Source organism: Cupriavidus oxalaticus (assembly GCF_016894385.1).
In the GTDB taxonomy this organism is placed as follows: Bacteria; Pseudomonadota; Gammaproteobacteria; order Burkholderiales; family Burkholderiaceae; genus Cupriavidus; species Cupriavidus oxalaticus.
Genome location: NZ_CP069812.1, coordinates 3,151,629 through 3,177,244 on the forward strand (window position 1 = coordinate 3,151,629; position 25,616 = coordinate 3,177,244).

Below are 25,616 nucleotides of genomic sequence, written 5' to 3' on the forward strand. Positions count from 1 at the left end.
GCCCTGCGTGGTATCGCGGGTGGTTTAGCGGCACAACCCGCCGTCACCTTCGGGCACTGCCATGAGTTACCTCCTCGATCCCTCCCGCAAGACCATCACGATCCCCAAACTGCAGGCGATGCGCGACGCCGGCGAGAAAATCGCCATGCTGACCGCCTACGACTCCAGCTTCGCGGCGCTGCTCGATTACTGCGGCGTCGAGATGATCCTGGTCGGCGATTCGCTGGGCAACGTGATCCAGGGCCAGCAGACCACGCTGCCGGTGACCCTGGAACAGATGGCCTACCACACCGAATGCGTGGCGCGCGGCAACCAGACCGCCATGCTGGTGACCGACCTGCCGTTCGGCACCTACCCGACGCCGGAAACCGCGTTTGCCAGCGCCGTCACGCTGATGAAGGCCGGCGCGCAGATGGTCAAGCTCGAAGGCGGGGACTGGCTCGCGCCCATCGTCAAATTCCTGGTCGAGCGCAGCATCCCGGTGTGCGCGCATATCGGCCTGACGCCGCAGTCGGTGCATGCGCTGGGCGGCTTCAAGGTGCAGGGCAAGACCGACACTGGCGCCGCGCAGCTCAAGCGCGACGCGCTGGCGCTGCAGGAAGCGGGCGCGCAGGTGGTGCTGATGGAAGCGGTGCCGGCCAGGCTCGCCGGCGAGATCACGCAGCTGCTGAAGGTGCCGACCATCGGCATCGGCGCCGGCGTCGACTGCACCGGCCAGGTGCTGGTGCTGCAGGACATGATCAACGTCTACCCCGGCCGCAAGGCCAAGTTCGTGCGCAACTTCATGGAAGGCCAGACCTCGATCGAAGGCGCCGTGCGCGCCTACGTGGCCGCGGTCAAGGACGGCAGCTTCCCCGCTCCCGAGCACACCTTCTCCGCCTGACCCGGTGGAGATCGCTGCCGCTACCGCCGCCGCGTTCCGCCTGCTCGGCAGCGGCGACGCGGGGCTGTGGTTCATCGTCTGGACCTCGCTGGCCATCGCGGTGCTGGGGCTGGCGATCGCCACCGTGCCGGCCATCGCCGCTGCCTGGCTGATCGCCACGCGGCAGTTTCCCGGGCGGCGCGCGGTGGTGGTGGTGGCGCAGGCTTTTCTCTCCTTCCCGACCGTGCTGGTCGGGCTGATCCTGTATCTCTTGCTGACGCGCCAGGGCCCGCTGGGCAGCCTGCACCTGCTGTTCACGCCGTCGGGCATGGTGCTGGGGCAGGCGGTGATCGGCTTCCCGGTGGTGCTGGCGTTTGCGTTGTCGACACTGCAGGGTGCCGATGTGCGCCTGCGCGAAACCGCATGGGTGCTGGGCGCCGGGCGCTGGCGCACCTTCTTCACGGTGCTGCGCGAGTTGCGCTTCGGGCTGATGGCGGCGGTGGTGGCGGGCTTCGGGCGCGTGATCGCCGAGGTCGGCTCGGCGCTGATGATCGGCGGCAATATCGAAGGCTCGACCCGCACCATCACCACCGCGATCGCGCTGGAAACCAGCAAGGGCGAATTCGCGCAGGGCATTGCGCTGGGCATCGTGCTGGTGGCGCTGGCGCTGCTGGTCAATATCGGCATGGCGTGGCTGCAGGGCGCCGGAGGGTTCCGGCGATGACACCTGTGCTGCCACTGCTGACCGTGCGCGGGCTGGCCCGCACCATCGGCCTGCGCCGCCTGTTTGCCATCGACGAACTGGTGATCCCGCGCGCCACCGCGATCGTGCTGACCGGCATGAACGGCGCCGGCAAGACTACGCTGCTGCGCATGCTGGCCGGGCTGGAGCGCGCGCCGGGCGCCACCGTGCAATGGACCGATGCCAACGGCCAGAGCCACGACGCGCCGCTCGATCCGCTGCCGCCGGCGGTGCGCCAGCGCATTGCCTACCTGCACCAGCACCCCTACCTGTTCCGCACCTCGGTGCGCGCCAACATCGCCTACGGCCTGCATGCGCGCCACCTGCCGCACGACGAGATCGCGCGGCGGGTGGGCGAGGCGCTGGGCTGGGCCGGCGTGTCGCACCTGCAGGACACCGCGCCCGAGCACCTGTCGGGCGGCGAGATCCAGCGCGTGGCGCTGGCGCGCGCCAAGGTGCTGGAGCCCGAACTGCTGCTGCTGGACGAGCCCACCTCCAGTCTCGACGGCCACGCACGCGAACAGGTGATCGCGCTGGTCCGGGACCTGGCCACCGAAGGCCGCACCGTGATCATGGTGTGCCATGATCGCGAGCTGATCAACCTGCCTGGCGTGGTGCGCTGGAAGCTGGGCGATGGCGTGCTGGACACGCATCACCCGTAGCACCCGTAGCGCCCCCTAGCGCTTACCTGAGCGTTGCCGGCATCGCGCCGCGCAGTGCGTTGACTACCACGACGGCGTCGGCGCGCCCCAGCATGGCGCGCGTGATGACGCCTTCCTCCACGCTTTCGCCGGGTGCGCCCAGCGCCTTGCCGCCCTCCTCCAGCACGACCGCGCGCATCACCCCGGGCAGGATGTCGGCCGACAGCGGCGGCGTCAGCCAGCGGTCGTCGACGCGGACGAAGACCGAGCTGCGCCCGCCTTCGAGCAGTTCGCCGCGGGTATTGAAGAACAGGCGGTCGAAGCCGCCGGCACGCTCGGCGGCCTGCCAGCCGGCATCGAAGACCGCGCGGGCGCTGGTTTTGTGGCGGCGCAGCGGGTCGGCATCGGGCAATGGTTCCGGCGCCAGGTCGACCGTGACGGGCCCCGGCAACGGCACAACTGCGCCGCTGGAGAAGGACAGCGTGCCCGCCTTGTCCAGCGCCATGCGCAGGCGCCAGGTACCGGCGCCAAGTTGCCCGGCCTGCGTCACCGCCGCTGCCCGTGCAGCGTCGGCATCGAAGGCAAACCCGAACGCACGCGCCGAGTTACCGAGGCGCGCAAGGTGGCGGTCCGTGTGCAGGCATTCGCCGTCCTGCACGCGCATGGTCTCGAACAGCGTGAAGCCGGGATCGAGCCGCGTCAGGAAGCGCGCCTTCCAGCCGCATTCCGCAAACTCCTCGGCGGCCACGCTGTCGTGGACGATGCCGCCGCCAACTCCCATTTCGCCGCGGCGCAGCCCGCTGGCCGCTGGCGGTGCCAGCACCAGCGTGCGGATCGCCACGGACAGCGCGAACGGGCCCATGGCGGCACCGGCTTGCGGGGCATCGACCCAGCCGATCGCGCCGGTGTACAGCCCGCGCGGCGTGCCTTCCAGCGCGGCGATGATCTCCATGGTGCGCCGCTTGGGCGCGCCGGTGATCGAGCCGCACGGGAACAGCGCCGCCATCAGCGCGCCGAAGCCGGTCCCGGGACGCGCCGTGGCGGTGACCGTCGAGGTCATCTGCAGCACCGCGCCGAACGGCTGCACGGCAAAGCGCTCGGGCACCGCCACGCTGCCCGGCTGCGCGATGCGGCCCAGGTCGTTGCGCAGCAGGTCGACGATCATCACGTTCTCGGCGCGGTTCTTGGCATCGGCAGCCAGTGCCGCGGCGGCCTGCGCGTCGCGTGCGGCATCGCCCGAACGCGGCGCGGTGCCCTTCATCGGGCGCGTCAGCAGGTGGCGGTCGCCGTCGTGGCGCACGAACAGCTCCGGCGACAGCGACAGCACCCAGGCGTCGGCGGGCAACCTTGCCAGCGCGCCGTACGGCACCGGCTGCGCGGTGCGCAGCGCGGCATACAACGCCAGCGGGTCGCCGAAGGCATGGAAGCGCAGGCGCTGGGTGTAGTTGACCTGGTAGGTGTCGCCGGCCTCGATCCACTGGTGGATGCGGGCGATGGCGTCGTCGAAGGCTGCGCGCGGGGTGTCGGAGGCGACGTCCATCAGGCCGGCGGGAGCCGGCGCGGCGTTGGCCTGCAGCCAGGCGGCCACGGCAGCGCCGTCGAGGCGGCGCAGGTCGCGGAACCAGAGCAGGCGCAGCGCGCCGTCGTGGCACGGCATGGCGCTGCCGGTATGGACGGGCGCATCGACCAGCGCGCCGCCGAACTCGTACGGGGCGAACAGCGCGGCATGCCAGCCGTGGCGCCAGCCTTCGGCGAGGATGGCGTCGAGTTGCGCGACATCACTACCGGCGGGCAGCACGTCCTGGCGGACGAAGCCGGTGTAGAGGCGTGACGCGGCTTCGGCCGGCGCAGCCGTGGCATCGTCAAGCAGGACAAAGGCGTCTTCTCCGCCCGGCGGTTTGCTCCCCTCTCCCGCTTGCGGGAGAGGGGCCGGGGGTGAGGGCGGGGGCGGGATGCTTGCTACCACGGGAAATCGTCAGGGAAAGAGGGCCGCCGGAAAGGCCGGCAAGCAAGACAAGGATGCATTATCGCGCGGCGCGCGCGCGATGGACGATGGATGCGCCTGCCCTCACCCCCGGCCCCTCTCCCGCAAGCGGGAGAGGGGAGCAAACCGGCGGGTTGCAGACGCGAGCGTCGCACCAAAAACAAAACCGGCCACGCTCTCACGTGACCGGTCTCATCCCACCAGGCCGGATCAGCTGAAGAAACTCTTCACCTTGTCCAGCCACGACGTTTCCTGCGGGCTATGCCGCGAACCGCCCTCGTGCACCGAGCGGTCGAACTGGCGCAGCAGTTCCTTCTGCGACTCGGTCAGCTTGACCGGCGTCTCCACGTTCACATGCACGTAGAGATCGCCCGGATAGCCCGAACGCACGCCCTTGATGCCCTTGCCGCGCAGCCGGAAGGTCTTGCCCGATTGCGTCGCCTCGGGCACCGGGAAGGTGGCCTTGCCGTTCAGCGTCGGCACTTCCAGGTCGCCGCCCAGCGCCGCGGTGGCGAAGGAGATCGGCATCTGGCAGTGCAGGTCGTCGCCGTCGCGCTCGAACACGGCGTGCGGCTTGATGTGGACTTCCACGTACAGGTCGCCCGGCGGCCCGCCGTTGATGCCCGGCTCGCCGTTGCCCGACGAGCGGATGCGCATGCCTTCGTCGATGCCCGCCGGGATCTTCACTTCCAGCGTCTTCTGCGACTTCAGCTTGCCCTGGCCATGGCACTTGGTGCACGGCTTGGGAATGAACTTGCCGCTGCCGTGGCATTTCGGGCAGGTCTGCTGCATGGTGAAGAAGCCCTGCGACACGCGCACCTGGCCGGCGCCGTGGCAGGTCGGGCAGGTCTCGACGCTGGAGCCCGGCTCCGCGCCCTTGCCGTGGCAGTGGTCGCAGTCATCCCAGTGCGGCACGCGGATCTGCGCCTCGTGGCCGTGCGCGGCCTGCTCCAGGCTGATCTCCATGCTGTAGCGCAGGTCGGCGCCGCGATAGGCCTGCGGGCCGCCGCCGCCGCGGCGACCGCCCTGCTGCTGGCCGAAGATATCGCCGAAGATGTCGCCGAAGGCCTCGGCGAAACCGCCGTAGCCCTGTGCGCCGCCGAAGCCGCCGGCCATGTTGGGGTCGACGCCGGCGTGGCCGTACTGGTCATACGCCGCCTTCTTCTCCGGGTCGGAAAGCATCTCGTAGGCCTCTTTGACCTCCTTGAATTTTTCCTCGGCGACCTTGCCGTCCTTGCCCTCCGGATTGCGGTCCGGGTGGTACTTCATCGCGAGCTTGCGATAAGCCTTCTTGATCTCGTCGTCGCTCGCGTTCTTGCCTACCCCGAGCACTTCGTAATAGTCACGTTTTGCCATGGTGGCTCAAACCCTTTTGGCCGGCACGCGCATGCGGCGCGACACCGGCGAATAGCAAAAAAGCCGAGCGAGGCATCCGACGGCGGTTTCCCGCTGGGTCCGATGGCCACGCCCGGCGTCGGGGCGGGAGCGGTGCCGGCCAGTGCCTGCACCGCCGCCCGCGTGTCCCGATTACTTCTTGTCGTTGACTTCCTTGAATTCGGCGTCCACAACGTTGTCGTCCTGCGGCTGGGCTTGCTGCGCGCCGGCACCTGCCGCGCCCGCCGCACCTGCTGCGCCCTGCTCGCCGGCCTTGGCCTGCATGTCGGCGTAGACCTTCTCGCCCAGCTTCTGGCTGGCTTCCGACAGGGCGTTGACCTTGGCATCGATCTCGGTCTTGTCGCCGCCGCGGGCGGCGTCTTCCAGTTCCTTGATCGCGGCTTCGATCTTTTCCTTCTCGCCGGCTTCCAGCTTGTCGCCGTATTCGGTGACTGCCTTTTTGGTCGAGTGGATCAGCGCGTCGGCCTGGTTGCGGGCATCCGCCAGCTCGCGGGCCTTCTTGTCTTCCTCGGCGTTGGCCTCGGCGTCCTTGACCATGCGCTGGATCTCGTCTTCCGACAGGCCCGAATTCGCCTTGATGGTGATCCGGTTTTCCTTGCCGGTCGCCTTGTCCTTGGCGCCCACGTGCAGGATGCCGTTGGCATCGATGTCGAACGAGACTTCGATCTGCGGCGTGCCGCGCGCTGCGGGCGGAATGCCTTCCAGGTTGAACTCGCCCAGCAGCTTGTTGCCCGAGGCCATTTCACGCTCGCCCTGGAACACCTTGATGGTCACGGCCGGCTGGTTGTCGTCGGCGGTCGAGAACACCTGCGCATGCTTGGTCGGGATGGTGGTGTTCTTGGTGATCATCTTGGTCATCACGCCGCCCAGGGTCTCGATCCCCAGCGACAGCGGCGTCACGTCCAGCAGCAGCACGTCCTTGCGGTCGCCCGACAGCACCGAACCCTGGATCGCGGCACCGACGGCCACGGCTTCATCCGGGTTCACGTCCTTGCGCGCTTCCTTGCCGAAGAACTCCTTGACCTGTTCCTGCACCTTGGGCATGCGGGTCATGCCGCCGACCAGGATCACGTCGTCGATCTCGCTGACCTTGACGCCGGCGTCCTTGATCGCGGTGCGGCACGGCTCGATGGTGCGGGTGATCAGCTCCTCGACCAGCGATTCCAGCTTGGCGCGGGTGATCTTCAGGTTCAGGTGCTTCGGACCCGAGGCATCGGCCGTGATGTACGGCAGGTTGATCTCGGTCTGCTGCGAGCTCGACAGTTCGATCTTGGCCTTTTCAGCGGCTTCCTTCAGGCGCTGCAGCGCGAGCACGTCCTTGGACAGGTCGACGCCCTGGTCCTTCTTGAACTCGGCGATGATGTAGTCGATGATGCGCTGGTCGAAGTCTTCGCCGCCCAGGAAGGTATCGCCGTTGGTCGACAGCACTTCGAACTGCTTCTCGCCGTCCACGTCCGCGATCTCGATGATCGAGATATCGAAGGTGCCGCCGCCGAGGTCATACACGGCGATCTTGCGGTCGCCCTTCTCGTTCTTGTCCAGGCCGAAGGCCAGCGCGGCCGCGGTCGGCTCGTTGATGATGCGCTTGACGTCCAGGCCGGCGATGCGGCCGGCGTCCTTGGTCGCCTGGCGCTGCGAGTCGTTGAAGTACGCCGGCACGGTGATCACGGCTTCGGTCACCGGCTCGCCGAGGTAGTCCTCGGCCGTCTTCTTCATCTTGCGCAGCACTTCGGCCGAGACCTGCGGCGGGGCCAGCTTCTGGTCGCGCGCCGACACCCATGCGTCGCCGTTGTCGGCCTTGACGATGGCATACGGCATCAGGCCGATGTCCTTCTGGACTTCCTTCTCTTCGAACTTGCGGCCGATCAGGCGCTTGACCGCGTACAGGGTGTTACGCGGGTTGGTCACGGCCTGCCGCTTGGCGGGCGCGCCGACCAGGATCTCGCCGTCTTCCATATAGGCGATGATCGACGGGGTGGTGCGTGCACCTTCCGAATTTTCGATGACCTTGGGGGTGTTGCCCTCCATGATCGACACGCAGCTATTGGTGGTACCGAGGTCGATACCGATGATCTTACCCATTATTCTCTCCTCTTGAGCCATCGCTATCCGCGCGGCTGCAATTCAACCTGAGGCCGAAATGTGGCCGTCCGGGGTCTTTTCAAGGGCAGAAGCGGCAAATCCGAGTAAATTTCTCGGATTTTGCGTTTCCTCAACGGCATTTGCGGCCGGGGCTTGAGCCAGCGCCCTCGGTCGGCGAAAAAAAATGCTGCCTGATCAACTTCCCGCGGCTCAGCTTCCCTGCCGGTCGCGTTGCCACAGCACATCGGAGCCGCCGCCGGCCCGGTTCAGCACCCGCGCCAGCACGAACATCAGGTCCGAGAGCCGGTTCAGGTACTGGCGCGGCGCCTCGTTCAGCGGCTCGGCCGCACCCAGCGCCACCAGCGCGCGCTCGGCGCGCCGGCATACGGTGCGGCATACATGGGCCTGCGCCGCGGCGCGGCTGCCGCCGGGCAGGATGAACTCCGCCAGCCGCGGCAGGTTGGCGTTGTAGTCGGCCAGCCAGGTGTCGAGCTGCGCCACCTGCTCGGGCTTGAGCAGCGTGTAGCCGGGGATGGAAAGCTCGCCGCCGAGGTCGAACAGGTCGTGCTGGATATGCAGCAGCGCGGCGCGCACGTCGTCGGGAAGCGTCTCGGTCAGCAGCACGCCGACGTGGCAGTTCAGTTCGTCGACGTCGCCGATGGCGGCGATGCGCAGGCTGTCCTTGCCGGTGCGGCTGCCGTCGCCCAGGCCGGTGGTGCCGGCGTCGCCGGTGCGGGTGGCAATCTTGGACAGGCGGTTGCCCATGCCGGTCTCCCTAAAAGTGAAAGTCAGAGCGTGTCGGGGGAAATAGCGCATTATCGCGCCGGAGCACGGGGATACGCCATGCGCACGAGGGTCCGCCGGCACCCTCCTTCGGTGCGGGTCCCGCCTGTGCGGCTCGAGTGCGGCTCGAGTGCGGCTGGCTTGTGCGGCTATCGGCCAGCCCGGCGCCGGCCAAGGGTGCATGAGCCGCCGCGCGGCGTAGAATGCCGTTATTCGTCCATTCGACAACCGGGTCGCGCCCCGCCTGCCTTTCCGGACCACAGGACCGGAACGCCACCGCCGGCAACCTCGCCGCGCCGACCCGCCGGAGACCCGCATGAACCACCCCACGCCGCCCGCCGCGCTCGAACGCCGTCCCCTGCCGCCCGCCTTCAGCGAAGCCCTCGCGGCGCGCTTCGGCGAGCGCTTCACCACCTCGGCCGGCGTGCGCGAGCACCATGGCCGCGATGAATCGCCGTTCCCGCCGGCGGTGCCCGATGCGGTCGTGTTCGCCCACAGCACCGACGAAGTCGCCGAGGTCGCGCGCCTGTGCAACCACCACGGCGTGCCGCTGATCCCCTACGGCGCCGGCTCGTCGCTGGAAGGGCACCTGCTGGCCGTGGCCGGCGGCGTCAGCCTGGACCTGTCGCAGATGAACCGCGTGCTGGCGGTGCAGCCCGAGGACCTGAGCGTGACCGTGCAGCCCGGCGTCACGCGCAAGCAGCTGAACCAGGAAATCAAGGACACCGGGCTGTTCTTCCCGATCGACCCGGGCGCGGACGCGTCGCTGGGCGGCATGTGCGCGACGCGCGCGTCCGGGACCAACGCGGTGCGCTACGGCACCATGCGCGAGAACGTGCTGGCGCTGACCGTGGTGACCGCCGATGGCCGCGTGATCCGCACCGGCACGCATGCGCGCAAGTCGTCGGCCGGCTATGACCTGACCCGCCTGTTCATCGGCAGCGAAGGCACGCTCGGCATCATTACCGAGGTCACGGTGCGGCTCTACCCGCAGCCGGAGGCGATCTCGGCCGCGGTGTGCGCCTTCCCCAGCATGGGCAGCGCGGTGCAGGCCGTGATCCAGACCATCCAGCTGGGCGTGCCGGTGGCGCGCGTGGAGTTCGTCGACGCGCTGGCGATCCGCGCCATCAACCGGCACGACAACCTGACGCTGCCGGAAACCCCGCACCTGTTCTTCGAATTCCACGGCACCGAGGCCGGCGTGCGCGAGCAGGCCGAGACCGTGCAGCAGATCACCGCCGAGCACGGCGGCCAGGGCTTCGAGTGGGCCACGCGCCCCGAGGACCGCAGCCGGCTGTGGAACGCGCGCCATACCGCCTACTTTGCGATGCTGCAGCTCAAGCCCGGCTGCAAGTCGGTCACCACCGACGTGTGCGTGCCGATCTCGCGCCTGGCCGAGTGCGTGACCGAAACCGAGAAGGACCTGAACGCCTCCGCCCTGCCCTGCCCGATCGTCGGCCACGTCGGCGACGGCAATTTCCACGTGGCGATCCTGGTCGACCCGGACAAGCCGGAGGAAATGGCCGAGGCCGAGGCCATCAACCAGCGCATCGTCGAACGCGCGCTGGCGATGGGCGGCACCTGCACCGGCGAGCACGGCGTGGGGCTGCACAAGCAGCGCTTCCTGGTGAAGGAGCACGGCGAGGATGCGCTCGACCTGATGCGCGTGATCAAGGACGCGCTCGATCCCAACCATATCCTCAACCCGGGCAAGATCTTCAGCGCCACGCGCGGCGGCGCGCACTGAAGCGTCCGGCATGGCATCCATGTTCAACCGCGTTCCGCCCCTGCACCTGCTGATTGCCTTCGAGGCGGCGGCGCGCCTGGGCAGCTTCGCGCGCGCGGCCGAGGAGCTGTCGGTCACGCCCAGCGCCGTGTCGCACCGCATCAAGAACCTCGAGGAGCTGTGGGGCGAGGACCTGTTCGTGCGCGCCAACGCCGCGCTGCGGCTGACCGCGGCCGGCACGCGCTACCTGCGCAACGTGCAGGACGCGCTCAAGTCGCTGAACGAACTGGCGCGGCCCGAGTACAACAAGCTGCGCACGCGGCTGCGCGTAGCGATCCCGCCGACCTTCGGGCGCCAGCACCTGGTGCCGCGGCTGCCCGAGTTCGGCGCGCTGTACCCGCATATCGACCTGGAACTGCACCTGGCGATTCCGTTCCTCGACGTCAAGGCCGAGGACACCGACGTCGAGATCCGCTACGGCACCGGCCGCTATCCCGACCTGAAGACCACCAAATTGCTGGTCGAGCCGGTGTTCCCGGCATGCGGGCGCGAATACTACGAGCGCGTCAACGGCCGCGCCATCACCAGGCCCGAGCACCTGCACGGCCTGGTGCTGCTGCGCAGCCCGCTGGAGCCGTGGAAGCCGTGGTTCGAGACCGCCGGCCTGGACTGGCCCGAGCCGCAGACCGGGCCGCAGTTCAACGACATCGGCCTGATGCTGGAAGCGATCGCGTCCAACCAGGGCGTGGCGCTGGTGCGCCAGCGCATGGCGCGGCACTGGCTGTCGCTGGGGCAGATGGTGCGGCTGCTCGATATCGAGTCGGTATCGCCGCACGGCTATTACATCGTCGAGCGCGAGCAGGCGCCGCTGAAGCCCGAGGCGCGCTATTTCGTCGACTGGCTGCTGAGCCTGGACTGGTAGGAGACCGCCCGTATGCAGAACCTGGAGATCCGGCTGCTGACCCCCGCCGATGCCGAAGCCTTCCACGCGCTGCGCCTGCAGGGCCTGGCCGAGGCGCCGGAAGCCTTTGCCGCCAGCCTGGAAGAAGAACAGGACCTGCTGCCCGAGGCGGTGGCGCAGCGCCTGGCGCCGAGCGCCGACAAGGCCGTGTTCGGCGCCTTCGACGGCAGCGCGCTGGCCGGCGTGGTCGGCATCATGCGCGAGCCGCGCCGCAAGCACTGGCACAAGGCCTCGATTTTCGGCATGTACGTGGCGCCGGGCTGGCGCGACCAGAAGCTCGGGCGCGCGCTGATGGAGCGCGTGCTGGAGCAGGCCGCCGCGATGGAAGGCGTGCGCCAGGTGATCCTGTGCGTCAATGCCGGCAGCGCCGGTGCGGTGCGTCTGTACGAATCGCTCGGCTTCGAGCGGTTCGGCCTGGAGCCCGACGCGCTGTATGTCGCGCCGCACTTCTACGACAAGCTCGACATGGTGCTGCGGCTGCCGGCCCCGGCACGCTGAGGCGGGGGCGCCGCATTTCCTGCACTCGCCGGCCGGTGCTACGCTGAAACCGGGGCCGGTGCCTGCCTGGCCATGATGAGCATTTTTGATCGGCTTGCCATGCCGAATTCACGTGCCTGGTGGTGCCCGCGGCAGGAGGGCTGCGCTATAGTCAGCCGTCCGTCAGCCGTCCCCACGGCGGGCCGCCCGCCGGCCCGACCAGAGTCCAGGAGTCGCCATGAATGCCCCGCACGAAGCCCGCACCCTCGCCACCGAAGGCAGCGCAGGCGCGCAGGCCACCGCCGCAGGCCGCCGCAGCGCGCTGCTCGCCGGCCTGGCGCAGATCCTGCCGGACGCCGCGCTGCTGTCCAGGCCGGAGGACACCGTGCCCTACGAGTGCGACGGCCTCGCCGCGTACCGCCAGGTGCCGATGGCCGTGGCACTGCCCGACACCGAGGAGCAGGTCTGCGCGATCCTGCGCCTGTGCCACAAGCTGGGCGTGCCCGTGGTGCCGCGCGGCGCCGGCACCAGCCTGTCCGGCGGCGCCATGCCGATCGCCGAGGGCCTGGTGCTGTCGCTGGCCAAGTTCAAGCGCATCCTGTCGGTCGACCCCTATTCGCGCACCGCGGTGGTCCAGCCGGGCGTACGCAACCTGGCCATCTCCGATGCCGCCGCGCCCCACAACCTCTACTACGCTCCCGACCCTTCGTCGCAGATCGCCTGCACCATCGGCGGCAATGTCAGCGAAAACTCCGGCGGCGTGCACTGCCTGAAATACGGTCTGACCGTGCACAACGTGCTGCGCGTGCGCGCCGTGACCATGGAAGGCGAGGTGGTGGTGTTCGGCTCGGATGCGCCCGATTCGCCCGGCCTGGACCTGCTGGCCGCGGTGATCGGCTCCGAAGGCATGCTGGCCGTGGTCACCGAGGTGACCGTGCGGCTGATCCCCAAGCCGCAGCTGGCGCAAGTCATCATGGCCTGCTTCGACGATGTCGAGAAAGGCGGCAATGCTGTGGCCGACGTGATCGCCGCCGGCATCATCCCGGCCGGACTGGAGATGATGGACAAGCCCGCCACCGCCGCCGTGGAAGAGTTCGTGCACGCCGGCTATGACCTCGATGCCGCCGCCATCCTGCTGTGCGAATCCGATGGCACGCCCGAGGAAGTGGCCGAGGAGATCGAACGCATGAGCGCGGTGCTGAAGGCGTCGGGCTGCACCCGCATCGTGGTCTCGCAGAACGAAGCCGAGCGCCTGCGCTTCTGGAGCGGGCGCAAGAACGCCTTCCCGGCCGCGGGCCGCATCTCGCCGGACTACTACTGCATGGACGGCACCATCCCGCGCAAGCATATCGGCACGCTGCTGCGGCGCATCGAAGAGATGGAGCGCAAGTACGCCCTGCGCTGCATCAACGTGTTCCATGCCGGCGACGGCAACATGCACCCGCTGATCCTGTTCGATGGCTCGGACCAGGACGAATGGCACCGTGCCGAGCTGTTCGGCGCCGACATCCTGGAAGCGTGCGTCGAGCTCGGCGGCACCGTCACCGGCGAGCACGGCGTGGGCGTGGAGAAGCTCAACTCGATGTGCGTGCAGTTCTCGCCGAGCGAGCGCGAGGCGTTCTTCGGCGTCAAGGCGGCCTTCGACCCGGCGCGGCTGCTGAACCCCGACAAGGCCATCCCCACGCTGGCGCGCTGCGCGGAATACGGCAAGATGCACGTCAGGAAGGGGCTGCTGCCGCATCCGGACCTGCCGCGCTTCTGAAGCCCGCGCCATAGGCCACCGGCCCGGATACTGAGCCGCGCCGGAAAAACTCCTCCTCACGACCCACGCATATGCAAGCCACCCTCGACGCCTTCCGCGACGCCGTCAGGCAAGCCACCGAAACCCGCACGCCGCTGCGGCTGCGCGGTGGCGGCAGCAAGGACTTCTACGGCCAGGCACCTGAAGGCCAGGTGCTGGACACGCGCGCCTATGCCGGCATCGTCGACTACGACCCGGCCGAGCTGGTGATCACCGCGCGCTGCGGCACGCCGCTGGCGCAGATCGAAGCCGCGCTGGCCGAGAAGCGCCAGGTGCTGGCGTTCGAGCCGCCGCACTTCGCGCTGCCCGGCCAGGCCAGCACGGCCACGCTGGGCGGCGCGGTGGCCGCCGGCTTGTCAGGGCCGCGCCGGCAGTCGGTCGGCGCGCTGCGCGACTTCGTGCTGGGCGCGCAGCTGATGGACGGCACCGGTGAAGTGATGAACTTCGGCGGCCAGGTGATGAAGAACGTGGCCGGCTACGATGTCTCGCGGCTGCTGGCGGGCTCGCTGGGCACGCTCGGGCTGGTGCTGGAAGTTTCGCTCAAGGTGCTGCCCGCGCCGTTCGACGAAGCCACGCTGCGCTTCGAGCTGGCGCAGGCCGATGCGATCCGGCAGCTGAACCAGTGGGGCGGCCAGCCGCTGCCGCTGGCTGCATCGGCCTGGCATGACGGCGTGCTGCACGTGCGCCTGGCCGGCGCCACCGCGGCGGTGCGCGCCGCATGCGCACGGCTGGGTGGCGAGCGTGTCGATGGCACCATGGCCGCCGCGCTGTGGCAATCGCTGCGCGAGCAGACCCACGCCTTCTTCACGCCGGCGCATGCGGGTCGCGCGCTGTGGCGCCTGGCCGTGCCGCCGGTCGCCGCGCCGCTGGACCTGCCGGGCCAGCAACTGGTGGAATGGGGCGGCGGCCAGCGCTGGTGGCTGCCCGCCGATGGCGCCACCAGGACCGATGCCGAAAGCGTGCGCGCCGTGGCCCAGCCCGCCGGCGGCCATGCCACGCTGTTCCGCAACGGCGACAAGTCAGTGGGCGTGTTCACGCCGCTGGCCTCGCCGCTGGCGGCAATCCACCGCCGCCTGAAAGCGACGTTCGACCCGGCCGGCATCTTCAATCCGCAGCGCATGTATCCCGGACTCTGATCCGGACCACCCAAGCGTCCCCACGCCCAGGCAAAGACCTCCCCACACCATGCAAACGACCCTGGCCGATTTTCTCCGCGACACGCCCGAAGGCGAAGAAGCCAAATCCATCGTCGGCAAATGCGTGCATTGCGGCTTCTGCACCGCCACCTGCCCCACCTACCAGCTGCTCGGCGACGAACTGGACGGGCCGCGCGGGCGCATCTACCTGATGAAGCAGGTGCTGGAAGGCAATGCCATCACGGAAAGCACGCGCCTGCACCTGGACCGCTGCCTGACCTGCCGCAACTGCGAGTCGACCTGCCCGTCGGGTGTGCGCTACGGGCGCCTGGTCGATATCGGCCGCAAGGTGGTCGACGACAAGCTCGAAGCCGAAGGCATCCGGCGTCCCGCCGGCCAGCGCGTCGCGCGCTGGCTGCTGCGCGAGGGGCTGACACGCCCGAAGCTGTTCGGCACCGCGCTGCGGCTTGGCCAGATGGTGCGGCCGATCCTGCCGGACGCGCTGCGCAGCAAGGTGCCGGCGCTGTCGCAAGCCGCCGAGCCGGGCACCTGGCCCCGCAATGTCCACCCACGCAAGATGCTGTTGCTCGACGGTTGCGTGCAGCCGGCGATGTCGCCCAACATCAATGCCGCGACCGCGCGCGTGTTCGACCGTGTCGGCGTACAACTGGTGGTGGCGCGCGAAGCGGGCTGTTGCGGCGCAATCCATTTCCACACCGGCGACCACGACGGCGGCCTCGACAATATGCGCCGCAATATCGACGCGTGGTGGCCGCATATCGAAGCCGGCGCCGAGGCCATCGTCATGACAGCCTCCGGCTGCGGCGCGATGGTCAAGGACTACGGGCATTTGCTGCGCAACGATCCGAAGTACGCAGAGCGCGCGCGACGCGTTTCCGCACTGACCCGCGACCTGTCCGAGGTCCTGCCGGACTTTGCCGACGATCTGCACGCACTGGCCGGCGCGGTCCCGCGCGACAGCCGGCGCGTCGCCTACCACCCGCCCTGCACGCTGCAGCACGGCCAGCAGATCCGCGGCAAGGTGGAGGCGCTCTTGACCGGCCTCGGCGTGGAGGTCAAACTCTGCGCTGACAGCCACCTGTGCTGCGGCTCGGCGGGCACGTATTCCGTGCTGCAGCCTGAGCTGGCCTACCGCCTGCGCGACGACAAGCTCGGCAAACTGCAGGCCACGCAGCCCGAAGCCATCGTGTCAGCCAATATCGGCTGCATCACGCACCTGCAGAGCGGTACCGATACGCCGGTGATGCACTGGGTCGAACTGGTCGACCGGATGCCGGGCTGACCGGTACGCGGGGCCGGATCACGGCCGTGTGGTTGTCTCCCCTCTCCCGCTCGCGGGAGAGGGGCGGGGGTGAGGGTGAGCGGTACGTCGGGCGATATCGCATCAAGACGCGCCGGCCCTCACCCCCGGCCCCTCTCCCATTCATGGGAGAGGGGAGAAACAGAGCGACCTACGACGCGACCGCCCCCCATGCTCCAGACCTTTGCCATCCTGCTGGTTTTCCAATCCGTCGGCGAGGTGATCAGCTACGCGCTGCGCCTGCCGGTGCCCGGCCCCGTGCTCGGCATGATCCTGCTGTTCGGCTGGCTCGTCTTCGACGACCGCCTGCTGCCCATCATCCAGGGCACCACCAGCGAACTGCTCAAGCACCTGTCGCTGCTGTTCGTTCCCGCCGGCGTCGGCATCATGGTCCACGCCAACCGCATTGAAGGCGAATGGATGCCGATCCTGGTGGCGCTGGTGATTTCCACCTGGCTTGCCATCGCCACCACCGCGGTAGTCACGCGCCTGCTGATGCGCAAGCGCCCCGGTGCGCAGGGAGAGCAGGCATGATGGCGCCCCGCCTCAACGAGATCTGGGTCTACCTGGCGGCGAGCCCGCTGCTCGGCCTGACCGCCACGCTGCTCGCCTACGTCTTTGCCTTCCGCATCTACGAGAAGTCGCGTTTCTCGCCGCTGGCCAACCCGGTGATGATCGCGGTGGCGCTGCTGGTCACGGTGCTGACCGTCACCGGCACGCCGTACAAGACCTACTTCGACGGCGCGCAGTTCGTGCATTTCCTGCTCGGGCCGGCCACCGTGGCGCTGGCGGTGCCGCTGTACATGCAGTTGCCCAAGCTGCGCACCCATGTGTTCCCGCTGCTGGCCGGGCTGGTGGCCGGCTCGGTGGTCGCGGTGGTGTCGGCGGTCGGTATCGCCTGGCTGCTGGGTGCCACGCCCGAGACCGTGCGCTCGCTGGCGCCAAAATCCGTGACCATCCCGATTGCGATGGGCGTGGCCGAGAAGATCGGCGGCCTGCCGTCGCTGACCGCGGTGCTGGTGATGGCCACCGGCATCATCGGCGCGGTCGGCGCCACCAGCCTGCTGAACCTGCTGCGCATCCGCGACTACAGCGTGCGCGGCTTTGCCACCGGCGTGGCCGCGCACGGCATCGGCACCGCGCGCGCGTTCCAGGTGAACCAGGAGGCCGGTGCCTTCGCCGCGCTTGGCATGGGCCTGAACGGCGTGCTGACCGCGATCCTGGTGCCGGTGATGGCGGCCTGGATGCCGCACTGATGCCACACTGACAGCCTCCTGACAGCACGCTGTCAGCAGCCCCCGCGCATGATGCGAGCTCCTCACTCCCCATCACCCGGAACCAAGGAGCCCATCATGAGCAACCGTCTGATCAACTGGCTGGAAATCCCCGTCGTCGACATGGGCCGCGCCATCGGATTCTACGAAGAGGTCTTCGACACCAGGCTGCGCCGCGAGACCATGAGCCAGGTCGACATGGCCGTGTTCCCGCACCCCGATCCCGGCGGCGCGCTGGTTGCCGGCGAAGGCTATCGTCCCAGCAACTACTACGGCACGGTGCCCTACCTGCACGCCCCCGATCTGGACGCGCTGCTGGAGCGCGCCGCGCGCGCCGGCGGCAAGACCGTGTTCGGGCCGCTGCGCCTGCCCGGCGAGATCGGCCGCATCGCGCATATCACCGACAGCGAAGGCAACCGCATCGGGCTGCACGAGCCGTTTGCCGGATAAGGGCACCTTTGCCACGTCCTTTTCCACATCAGGGAAGCCGCCACGCATGAGCCGCCGCGCCGACCGCCTCTTCCAGATCGTCCAGGTCCTGCGCGGACGCCGCCTGACCACGGCGGCGCTGCTGGCGCAGCGGCTCGGCGTGTCGGAACGCACCGTCTATCGCGATATCCAGGCGCTGTCGCTGTCGGGCGTGCCGGTCGAGGGCGAAGCCGGCATCGGCTACCGGCTGCGCGCCGATTTCGATGTCCCGCCGCTGATGTTCAGTGCCATGGAAGTGGAAGCGCTGGTGGCCGGCCTGCGGCTGCTGAAGGCCTGGGGCGGCGGCGCACTCGCGGCCGCGGCCGATCCGGCGCTGGAAAAGCTGGTCGCCGCATTGCCGCCGCCGCGCAGGCTGGCGGCGCAGCAAAGCCGCGTGTTCGCGCCCGAGTATGTCAACCAGTCGCACGTGCGCGAAGCCTTCGACATCGTGCACGGCGCGCTGGGCGAGCAAAAGCTGCTGCTGCTCGACTACTGCGACGCGCAGCAGCGCATCACCGAACGCGTGGTGATGCCGCTGGGCCTGTTCTTCTGGGGCAATGCGTGGCTGCTGGCGGCGTGGTGCACCACGCGCTCGGACTACCGCAGCTTCCGCCTCGACCGCTGCCGCGCCATCCGCATGCTGGACGACCACTTCCATGAAACCCCGGACCGGTCGCTCAACGGCTTCCTGCGCGCGGTGCGCGCGAGCGGGGCGTAGCGGGAGATAGCGGGAGATAGCCTCAGGCCGCCGGATCGGACAGCAGCGTCTCAATATCCTTGCGCAGCTCTTCCGGCTTGGTGGTCGGGGCGTAGCGTTCGTACACCGTGCCGTCGCGCCGCACCAGGAACTTGGTGAAGTTCCACTTGATGCCCTGCGTGCCCAGCACGCCGCGCTTCTCGGTGGTGAGCCAGCGGTACAGCGGATGCGCCTGCTCGCCATTGACGTCGATCTTGGCGAACATCGGGAAGCTCACACTGAAGCGCGACTCGCAGAACTGGCCGATCTGCTGCGCATCGCCCGGCTCCTGCTTGCCGAACTGGTTGCATGGAAAGCCCAGCACCTCCAGCCCGCGCTCGCGGTATTCCTCATAGAGCTTCTGCAGGCCGGCATACTGCGGCGTAAAGCCGCATTCGCTGGCGGTATTGACGACCAGCAGCACCTTGCCCTGGAACTGCGACAGCGGCACAGGCTGCCCGGACAGCGAATTGGCATCGAACTGGTAGATATTGCTCATGGCAGACTCCCGCGGACTTCTTGCACGTGGCCGAAGCATACGCCCATGCACGCGGGCGTGCACGGCAGCCCGGCGCTAGATCACGTTCAGGTGCTCGGTGCCGGCGCCCAGGTCGGCGTCCCTGGCGCGCGCGCTGTGCAGCTTGATCATCAGGCGCAGGTCATTGAGCGAGTCGGCATTGCGCAGCGCGTCCTCGTAGGTGATCTTGCCTTCCTCGTACAGGTCGAACAGCGCCTGGTCGAACGAGATCATGCCCTGCTCGCGTGATTTCTTGATGACTTCCTTCAGTTCGTGGATCTCGCCCTTGAAGATCAGGTCGGCCACCAGCGGCGTGCCGATCATGATTTCCACGGCCGGCACGCGGCCCTTGCGCCCGGCGCGCGGCAGCAGGCGCTGCGACACCATCGCCTTCAGGTTCAGCGACAGGTCGATCAGCAGTTGCTGGCGCTTCTCTTCGGGGAAGAAGTTGACCACGCGGTCGATCGCCTGGTTGGCGTTGTTGGCGTGCAGCGTGGCCAGGCACAGGTGGCCGGTCTCGGCGTACTGCATCGCGTATTCCATGGTCTCGCGGTCGCGGATTTCGCCGATCAGGATCACGTCGGGCGCCTGGCGCAGCGTGTTCTTCAGCGCCACGTGCCACGACTCCGTATCGATGCCGACCTCGCGCTGCGTGACGACGCAGTTCTGGTGCGCATGCACGTATTCGATCGGATCCTCGATGGTGATGATGTGGCCGTAGGAATGCGCGTTGCGGTGGTCGAGCATCGCCGCCAGCGTGGTCGACTTGCCCGAGCCGGTCGCGCCGGTCACGATCACCAGCCCGCGCTTGGACATCACGATGTCGTGCAGCGTCGGAGGCAGGTCCAGGTCCGCCACCGACGGAATCCGCGTATTGATGGTCCGCACCACCATGCCGGCCTTGCCCTGCTGGATAAACGCCGACACGCGGAAGCGCCCGGCCTTGGGCGCGGTGATGGCGAAGTTGCATTCGCGGCTGGTGTCGAAGTCCTGCACCTGGCGCTCGTTCATTACCGAGCGCACCAGGCCCAGCGCCTGGGTCGGGTTCAGCGGCTGCTGCGACACCGGCGTGATCTTGCCGTCCACCTTGATCGCGGGCGGGAAGTCGGCGGTGATGAACAGGTCCGAGCCGCGGTTGCTGACCATCAGCTCCAGCAGGTCGTTGATGTACTTGGCGGCGGATTCGCGATCGAGCATGGCGGTGTCCTGCAGGAGTGCGGCCGCCGCTTGCGTGCGGCGGCCAGGAGGCAAGCGTCGGTGCGGGCCTCAGCCCATGAACGCGTCGGGGTTCTTGGCGATGGCGCGCGCATCGTTGTAGCTGATGGCGCTGCGCTTGATCAGGTCCGACAGGCACTGGTCCAGCGTCTGCATGCCCAGCCCGCTGCTGGTCTGCATCATCGAGTACATCTGCGCGATCTTGTTCTCGCGGATCAGGTGCCGGATCGCCGGGGTGGCGATCATGATCTCGTGCGCGGCGGTACGGCCGTTGCCGTCGCGGGTCTTCAAGAGCGTCTGCGAGATCACCGCTTCCAGCGATTCGGACAGCATGGTGCGCACCATGTCCTTTTCTTCCGGCGGGAACACGTCGACCACACGGTCGATGGTCTTGGCCGCGGAACTGGTGTGCAGCGTGCCGAAGACCAGGTGGCCGGTTTCGGCCGCGGTCAGCGCCAGGCGGATGGTTTCCAGGTCGCGCAATTCGCCCACGAGGATCACGTCCGGATCTTCACGCAGCGCCGAGCGCAGCGCGTTGGCGAACGAATGCGTGTGCGGCCCCAGCTCGCGCTGGTTGATCAGGCTCTTCTTGGAGTTGTGGACGAATTCGATCGGGTCTTCCACCGTCAGGATGTGACCCATGTCGTTTTCATTGCGATGGTCGACCATCGCCGCCAGCGTGGTGGACTTGCCCGAGCCGGTCGGCCCCGTCACCAGCACCAGCCCGCGCGGCTTCATGCACAGGTCGGCGAACACCGCCGGCGCGCGCAGCTCTTCCAGCGTCAGGACCTTCGAGGGAATGGTACGGAACACCGCGGCGGCGCCGCGCTGCGTGTTGTAGGCATTGACCCGGAAGCGCGACAGGCCGGCGATCTCGAACGAGAAGTCGATTTCCAGCCGTTCTTCGTAGAGCTTGCGCTGGGTGTCGCTCATGATGTCGTACACCATGGCGTGGACATCCTTGTGCGCCATCGCCGCGACATTGATCCGGCGCATGTCGCCGTGGATCCGGACCATCGGCGGCATGTCCGATGACAGATGAAGATCGGACGCCTTGTTCTTGACGGCGAAAGCCAATAGCTGCGCGATGTCCATCTATAATGACCCCACCCTGAAATAGTTATCAGTACTTTAAGTACTTCTTATATGTCCGCCGGATTATGTCTGTGATTGCCGCCAACTTGCAAGCCGTGAACCAGCGCATTGCGGCGGCTGCACAACAGGCTGGCAGGCAACCCGGCGACATCGCCCTGCTGGCCGTTTCCAAGACCGTATCCGCTGACCGCGTACGCGCCGCCGCCGAGGCCGGACAGCTCGCCTTTGGCGAGAACTATGTCCAGGAAGGGGTGGAGAAAATCGCCGCGCTGGCCGATTTGCGGAGCCGGCTGCAGTGGCATTTCATCGGTCCGCTGCAAAGCAACAAGACGCGGCTGGTGGCGGAGCATTTCGACTGGGTGCATGCGATCGACCGGCTCAGGATTGCCGAGCGGCTGTCGGCGCAGCGCCCGGCGGGGATGGCGCCGCTGCAGGTTTGTATCCAGGTCAATATCAGTGGCGAGGCCAGCAAGAGCGGCGTCGCGCCGGCTGACGTGCCGGCGCTGGCCCAGGCCGTGGCCGCGCTGCCGGGCCTGCGGCTGCGGGGCCTGATGGCAATTCCCGAACCCGAGGACGATCCCGTTGCCCAGCGCCGGCCGTTTGCCGCCATGCGCGCGCTGCTGGACGGCCTTCGCGAGGGCGGCCTGGACCTCGACACGCTTTCGATGGGCATGTCGGGCGACATGGAAGCCGCCATCGCCGAGGGTGCCAACCTGGTGCGCATCGGCACCGCAATCTTTGGTGCGCGCGGCTGAGCCGGCGCCTTCCCTATCCATCAAGACACGACAGAATTCCATGCTCGATACCCTCACCTTCGGTTTTCTCGGCGGCGGCAATATGGCTTCCGCGCTGATCGGCGGCCTGATCGCCCGCGGCGTTCCCGCCGGTTCGATTCGCGTGGTCGATCCTTTCCCTGAGGCGCAGCAGCGCCTGGCGCGGGATCTCGGCGTCCATGCCGCGGGGGCGCCGGATGCGGCGTTCGGGGCCAGTGACGTGCTGGTGCTGGCGGTCAAGCCGCAGCAGTTCCGCGAGGCTGCAGCGCAATTGCTGCCGCACCTGCCGGCTGGCGACGGCAACCTGGTGATCAGCGTGGCGGCCGGTATCCGGTTGCAGGACATGCAGCGGTGGCTGGGTGGACGCAATCGTGTGGTGCGGGCGATGCCGAATACGCCGGCACTGGCGGGAATGGGGATGACTGGCCTGGCGGCGGTGGCAGGCTTGTCGCCGGCTGACCGCGATGTTGCCAGCGCCGTGGCGCAGGCTGTGGGCAAGTGTGTGTGGGTCGAGAACGATGCGCAGATCGATGCGGTTACTGCCATCTCTGGCAGCGGGCCGGCTTATGTTTTTTATTTCATCGAGGCGATGCAGCGGGCGGCGACTGAGCTGGGGTTGAGTGCCGAGCAAGGGCGTGAGTTGGCGGTGGAGACGTTCCGTGGGTCGGCGGCGTTGGCTCGGGAGTCGACTGAGGCGGTTTCTACGCTGCGTGAACGGGTTACTTCAAAGGGCGGTACTACCTATGCTGCGCTGACGGCTATGGATGCGTCCGGGATTGGGGATGCGTTTGTGCGGGCGATGCATGCTGCTGCGGCGCGGGGGGCGGAGATGGGGGAGGAATTCGGCAGGGATTGAGGGTGGCAATGCTCGGTGGCTTTCACTGCTTGTGACATGCTGTTGGCCGTTGAAGCTGCTTTGTCGCTGTTGGTGACATGCTGTTGGCTGTTTTAGCGCTGGCCTGTCGCTGTTGGTGACATGCTGTCGGCTGTTTAAGCGCTGGCCTGTCGCTGTTGGTGACATGCTGTCGGCCGTTGAACCGCCTGGTTCCGCCCTCCTGGGCGGGTCACTTTTTGGCCGAGCGCCAAAAAGTAACCAAAAAGCGCGTCGCCTGAGCGGCTGGCTATCAAGTTGGCGGCGTGGGTGGTTCGGGCGGTGGTGATTTCCGTTCGATGTGGGTAGTGGTTCGGACCTGCTACGCCAGGTGAGTTTGGGATCGTGGCTGCGTCGACCCACTATTGGACGATCCCCATGCCGGGCGTAGGCCGCCTGCTAACCGCGTTATCGGTGGGACGCCTTCGGCTGCGCTGCGCGCGCTCAGTATCGTAGGTTTCGCGCGCTGGGCACTCCGTGGGGGCGCTGGCCCTCACCCCCGCCCCTCTCCCGCACGCTCGCGGGAGAGGGGAGCAAACAAGCGAGTAGGGGCAGGCTTGAGGGCTCGCTAGCGATAACCCCAAGCGAGCGCAGCGACGCGTTCTGTGCCAAGGCCCGTGACCTGAGATACTGCCGGCGCGCAGCGCAGCCGTAGGCGTCCCCGCGTTGACGGCGGCAGCAGGGGCCACGCCCAGCTCTGGGCTCGTTCAAGCATCGCTGTCATCCTGAGCTACCGTGGCGCACCACGGCGTCAGGCAGTCCTGTCCTGCAACGAAGCCAAGCCCCGTACGAAAGCCCCGGCACACTACGATAAGAGTGACCGCCCGCAGGGCCATCAACGCGCTTTTTGGTTACTTTTTGGCGCTCGGCCAAAAAGTGACCCGCCCAGGAGGGCGGAACCAGGCGGTTCAACGGCCACAGCATGTCATCAGCAACACGAGCCGCCAAGCATCGACATCGAATAATCACCAAACCCCATAAGCCAAAGCCGTCCCCACAAACACACAGGCCCCCAGCCAATTATTATGCCGGAAGGCCGCAAAGCACCGCATCCGATCCCGATCACGGATAAGCGTGTAGTGATACCCAGCGCAGCCGGCCGCGGCGGCCAGCCCAACCCAGTACGGCCAGCCCAACCCGAGCAGCATCCCCGCCCAAGCCATCAACACCAGAAACGCCGCATAGCAAATCATGATCGCAACGACATCAAAGCGACCAAACGTAATCGCCGAAGTCTTCATCCCGATCAGCAGATCATCATCCCGATCCACCATTGCATAAGCCGTGTCATAAGCCACCGCCCAAAACACATTGGCCAGCAACATCAGCCACGCCACCGGCGGCACCTGATCCTGGATCGCGGCAAACGCCATCGGAATGCCAAACCCGAATGCAATCCCCAGATAAGCCTGCGGAATCGCAAAGAACCGCTTGAAGAACGGATAAGTCCCCGCCACCACCACCGCCACAACCGCCAGCCACTTGGTCAAGGCATTAAGCGGCAGCACCAGCGTAAACGCCACCAGCGCCAGCACCGCGGCCACAGCAAGCGCTTCCCAGGCCGCGATCTTGCCGGCGGTCAGCGGCCGCTCTTTGGTCCGCTTCACATGCTTGTCAAAATCCCGATCCGCCCAGTCATTGACCGCGCACCCAGCCGAGCGCATCAGGAACGTCCCTGCCACGAAGATCCAGAACAACCCCCACGACGGCGGCCCGCCGGCAGCCATCCACATGGCCCACAACGTCGGCCACAGCAGCAGCAGCGTGCCGATCGGCTTGTCGATGCGCACCAGGCGCGCGTAGAGGGAAAGGCGTTCAAGCATGGGAGCGGGAGGCAACGGCGAGCGGGACTGCACAGCGGGGATCCGGGAAGGAAGATTCAATGAAAACGCGCCGCAGCCCGGATGGCTGCAGCGCGCAATGCCGGCCCCCGCGTGGCAGCGGCCGGAAGTCGCGCAAAGGCGTCAGGCGAGCATCGCGCGCAGCATCCACGCGGTCTTCTCATGCGTCTGCATACGCTGGGTCAGCAGGTCGGCGGACGGCTCGTCGCCGGCGGCATCGATCACCGGGAAGAGCGAGCGCGCGGTGCGCACCACGGCTTCCTGGCCTTCGACCAGCTTGCGGATCATCTCGGTCGCATCGGGCACGCCCTCTTCTTCGGCGATCGACGACAGGCGGGCGTATTCCTTGTAGGTGCCCGGTGCCGGATAGCCCAGCGCGCGGATGCGCTCGGCGATCGAGTCCACGGCCAGCGCCAGTTCGGTGTACTGCGTCTCGAACATCAGATGCAGCGTATTGAACATGGGACCCGTCACGTTCCAGTGGAAGTTATGGGTCTTGAGGTAGAGGGTGTAGGTGTCTGCCAGCAGCTTGGACAGGCCTTCCGCGATCTTCTTGCGGTCCTTGTCGGAAATACCGATGTTCACGCTCATCTCATTCTTCTTTGCCATGGTAGGTACGCTCCGTTCTGGTAAAGCACGAGGAGCGCCGCCGGAATTGCCGAAAATACGGTCCCAAGGCGGCGCGTTACCCGCATTATTGCATTAGCCGGCGATCCCGGACAAACCCCGGAACAGCTCGATAAACATCACCGCAGCGCCGATCAGGATCACGCCGACGCCCACTTCCTTGCGCCACAGCTTGTGGCGCAGCCGCGCGGCATCGGGGCGCTCGGGCTTGTCGTGGCCGTCATGCCAAAGCCTGCGCCACTCGTCGATAAAGAACCGGATCATTGCCATGGTGGTTCTCCCGGACGC

Annotated in this window: 25 protein-coding genes; 15 read left to right on the plus strand and 10 right to left on the minus strand. The window is 67.6% G+C overall.

The annotated features are described in order from the left end of the window. Positions 1–61: 61 nt before the first annotated feature. Genes panB through JTE92_RS26965 form a run of 3 tightly spaced genes read left to right on the plus strand, consistent with a single transcriptional unit; the run spans position 62 to position 2,266 of the window. Positions 62–883: a 3-methyl-2-oxobutanoate hydroxymethyltransferase gene (panB, locus tag JTE92_RS26955; protein WP_063240226.1), complete on the plus strand. Its 822-nt coding sequence runs from the start codon at positions 62–64 to the stop codon at positions 881–883. Positions 884–887: 4 nt separating this feature from the next. Beyond that, positions 888–1,586 carry an ABC transporter permease gene (locus tag JTE92_RS26960; RefSeq protein ID WP_063240227.1) on the plus strand — a complete coding sequence of 233 codons (699 nt, stop codon included), beginning with the start codon at positions 888–890 and terminating at the stop codon, positions 1,584–1,586. Beyond that, positions 1,583–2,266, plus strand: a complete 684-nt coding sequence (locus tag JTE92_RS26965) for an energy-coupling factor ABC transporter ATP-binding protein (protein WP_063240228.1) — start codon at positions 1,583–1,585, stop codon at positions 2,264–2,266. Before JTE92_RS26960 ends, JTE92_RS26965 begins: the two co-directional genes overlap by 4 nt. A 22-nt stretch (positions 2,267–2,288) precedes the next feature. Here JTE92_RS26965 and pabB read toward each other — a convergent pair whose 3' ends face one another. The 4 genes from pabB to JTE92_RS26985 form a co-directional block, all read right to left on the minus strand. Next, positions 2,289–4,211 (minus strand): aminodeoxychorismate synthase component I, encoded by a 1,923-nt coding sequence (gene pabB, locus JTE92_RS26970; protein WP_204620464.1) that lies wholly within the window; start codon positions 4,209–4,211, stop codon positions 2,289–2,291. Between the two features lie 228 nt (positions 4,212–4,439). Next, the gene (gene dnaJ / locus JTE92_RS26975) at positions 4,440–5,585 is read right to left on the minus strand and encodes a molecular chaperone DnaJ (RefSeq protein WP_063240230.1); all 1,146 of its coding nucleotides are present in this window, start codon (positions 5,583–5,585) and stop codon (positions 4,440–4,442) included. Between the two features lie 171 nt (positions 5,586–5,756). Continuing rightward, positions 5,757–7,706, minus strand: coding sequence for a molecular chaperone DnaK (dnaK, locus tag JTE92_RS26980; protein ID WP_063240231.1), 1,950 nt, complete (start codon positions 7,704–7,706; stop codon positions 5,757–5,759). Positions 7,707–7,916: 210 nt separating this feature from the next. Beyond that, complete coding sequence (locus JTE92_RS26985; protein ID WP_063240232.1) at positions 7,917–8,471, minus strand: cob(I)yrinic acid a,c-diamide adenosyltransferase; 555 nt, start codon at positions 8,469–8,471, stop codon at positions 7,917–7,919. A gap of 334 nt (positions 8,472–8,805) precedes the next feature. On the opposite strand from JTE92_RS26985, the gene JTE92_RS26990 reads away from it, so the two are divergent. From JTE92_RS26990 to JTE92_RS27035, 10 genes are all read left to right on the plus strand, one after another. Next, positions 8,806–10,236, plus strand: a complete 1,431-nt coding sequence (locus JTE92_RS26990) for an FAD-binding oxidoreductase (RefSeq protein WP_063240233.1) — start codon at positions 8,806–8,808, stop codon at positions 10,234–10,236. Between the two features lie 10 nt (positions 10,237–10,246). Next, positions 10,247–11,137, plus strand: coding sequence for a LysR substrate-binding domain-containing protein (locus JTE92_RS26995; RefSeq protein WP_063240234.1), 891 nt, complete (start codon positions 10,247–10,249; stop codon positions 11,135–11,137). 21 nt (positions 11,138–11,158) lie between these two features. Beyond that, positions 11,159–11,674, plus strand: coding sequence for a GNAT family N-acetyltransferase (locus JTE92_RS27000; protein WP_084254690.1), 516 nt, complete (start codon positions 11,159–11,161; stop codon positions 11,672–11,674). Between the two features lie 217 nt (positions 11,675–11,891). Beyond that, positions 11,892–13,415, plus strand: coding sequence for an FAD-linked oxidase C-terminal domain-containing protein (locus JTE92_RS27005; RefSeq protein ID WP_063240236.1), 1,524 nt, complete (start codon positions 11,892–11,894; stop codon positions 13,413–13,415). Between the two features lie 71 nt (positions 13,416–13,486). Further along, positions 13,487–14,590 carry a glycolate oxidase subunit GlcE gene (glcE, locus tag JTE92_RS27010; RefSeq protein ID WP_063240237.1) on the plus strand — a complete coding sequence of 368 codons (1,104 nt, stop codon included), beginning with the start codon at positions 13,487–13,489 and terminating at the stop codon, positions 14,588–14,590. Between the two features lie 49 nt (positions 14,591–14,639). Continuing rightward, positions 14,640–15,893 (plus strand): glycolate oxidase subunit GlcF, encoded by a 1,254-nt coding sequence (glcF, locus tag JTE92_RS27015; protein WP_063240238.1) that lies wholly within the window; start codon positions 14,640–14,642, stop codon positions 15,891–15,893. Positions 15,894–16,082: 189 nt separating this feature from the next. Beyond that, on the plus strand, positions 16,083–16,445 hold the full coding sequence (locus JTE92_RS27020; RefSeq protein ID WP_063240239.1) for a CidA/LrgA family protein: 363 nt from the start codon (positions 16,083–16,085) through the stop codon (positions 16,443–16,445). Next, complete coding sequence (locus JTE92_RS27025; protein ID WP_063240240.1) at positions 16,442–17,167, plus strand: LrgB family protein; 726 nt, start codon at positions 16,442–16,444, stop codon at positions 17,165–17,167. The genes JTE92_RS27020 and JTE92_RS27025 overlap by 4 nt, the downstream gene beginning before the upstream one ends. A 96-nt stretch (positions 17,168–17,263) precedes the next feature. Then, on the plus strand, positions 17,264–17,635 hold the full coding sequence (locus tag JTE92_RS27030; protein ID WP_198065752.1) for a VOC family protein: 372 nt from the start codon (positions 17,264–17,266) through the stop codon (positions 17,633–17,635). A gap of 46 nt (positions 17,636–17,681) precedes the next feature. After that, positions 17,682–18,371 carry a helix-turn-helix transcriptional regulator gene (locus JTE92_RS27035; RefSeq protein ID WP_063240242.1) on the plus strand — a complete coding sequence of 230 codons (690 nt, stop codon included), beginning with the start codon at positions 17,682–17,684 and terminating at the stop codon, positions 18,369–18,371. A gap of 22 nt (positions 18,372–18,393) precedes the next feature. Here JTE92_RS27035 and JTE92_RS27040 read toward each other — a convergent pair whose 3' ends face one another. The 3 genes from JTE92_RS27040 to JTE92_RS27050 form a co-directional block, all read right to left on the minus strand. Next, complete coding sequence (locus JTE92_RS27040) at positions 18,394–18,888, minus strand: glutathione peroxidase (RefSeq protein WP_063240243.1); 495 nt, start codon at positions 18,886–18,888, stop codon at positions 18,394–18,396. A 75-nt stretch (positions 18,889–18,963) separates the two neighbouring features. Further along, the gene (locus JTE92_RS27045; RefSeq protein ID WP_063240244.1) at positions 18,964–20,103 is read right to left on the minus strand and encodes a PilT/PilU family type 4a pilus ATPase; all 1,140 of its coding nucleotides are present in this window, start codon (positions 20,101–20,103) and stop codon (positions 18,964–18,966) included. A gap of 69 nt (positions 20,104–20,172) precedes the next feature. Continuing rightward, a complete protein-coding gene (locus tag JTE92_RS27050) occupies positions 20,173–21,216 on the minus strand; it encodes a type IV pilus twitching motility protein PilT (protein WP_063240245.1) in 1,044 nt (347 codons plus the stop codon). A gap of 65 nt (positions 21,217–21,281) precedes the next feature. Between JTE92_RS27050 and JTE92_RS27055 the strand changes: the two genes are divergently transcribed. Both JTE92_RS27055 and proC read left to right on the plus strand, forming a co-directional pair. Continuing rightward, entirely contained in the window at positions 21,282–21,971 is a 690-nt protein-coding gene (locus tag JTE92_RS27055; protein WP_063240246.1) for a YggS family pyridoxal phosphate-dependent enzyme, read from the plus strand. Between the two features lie 40 nt (positions 21,972–22,011). Then, on the plus strand, positions 22,012–22,845 hold the full coding sequence (gene proC, locus JTE92_RS27060) for a pyrroline-5-carboxylate reductase (RefSeq protein ID WP_063240258.1): 834 nt from the start codon (positions 22,012–22,014) through the stop codon (positions 22,843–22,845). Positions 22,846–23,825: 980 nt separating this feature from the next. Here proC and ubiA read toward each other — a convergent pair. From ubiA to JTE92_RS27075, 3 genes are all read right to left on the minus strand, one after another. After that, positions 23,826–24,683, minus strand: coding sequence for a 4-hydroxybenzoate octaprenyltransferase (gene ubiA / locus JTE92_RS27065; protein ID WP_063242106.1), 858 nt, complete (start codon positions 24,681–24,683; stop codon positions 23,826–23,828). Positions 24,684–24,824: 141 nt separating this feature from the next. Continuing rightward, positions 24,825–25,310, minus strand: a complete 486-nt coding sequence (locus JTE92_RS27070) for a Dps family protein (protein ID WP_063242105.1) — start codon at positions 25,308–25,310, stop codon at positions 24,825–24,827. A 93-nt stretch (positions 25,311–25,403) separates the two neighbouring features. Then, entirely contained in the window at positions 25,404–25,598 is a 195-nt protein-coding gene (locus JTE92_RS27075; protein ID WP_063242104.1) for a hypothetical protein, read from the minus strand. Positions 25,599–25,616: the final 18 nt, after the last annotated feature.